The organism is Bradyrhizobium sp. Kon69 (assembly GCF_055807515.1).
The window spans coordinates 1-315 of sequence record NZ_JBVVOS010000230.1 but is presented as its reverse complement, the minus strand read 5'-3'; the positions used below and the strand labels follow the sequence as shown (position 1 = coordinate 315).

Annotated in this window: 1 protein-coding gene; it reads left to right on the top strand. The window is 62.5% G+C overall.

The annotated features are described in order from the left end of the window. Positions 1-315, top strand: a 315-nt coding sequence (locus tag AC0L3U_RS38955; RefSeq protein WP_473365049.1) for an FAD-dependent oxidoreductase, incomplete at both ends; no start/stop codon positions are given.

Below are 315 nucleotides of genomic sequence, written 5' to 3'. Positions count from 1 at the left end.
GTACAGGAAACCGAAGGCCCGAAACTGGCCAGCGCCCTGGAAGCCCATGTGCGTCAGTACGACGTCGACATCATGAACCTGCAGCGTGCCAGTAGCCTGGTGCCGGCCAAAAATGCCGGTGAGCTGCACGAAATTCGCTTCGAAAGCGGCGCGACCCTCAAGTCCATGACCGTGATCCTGGCGACCGGTGCGCGCTGGCGTGAAATGGGTGTGCCAGGCGAGCAGGAATACAAGGCCAAGGGCGTATGCTTCTGCCCCCACTGCGATGGTCCGCTGTTCAAGGGCAAGCGCGTGGCGGTGATTGGCGGGGGCAAC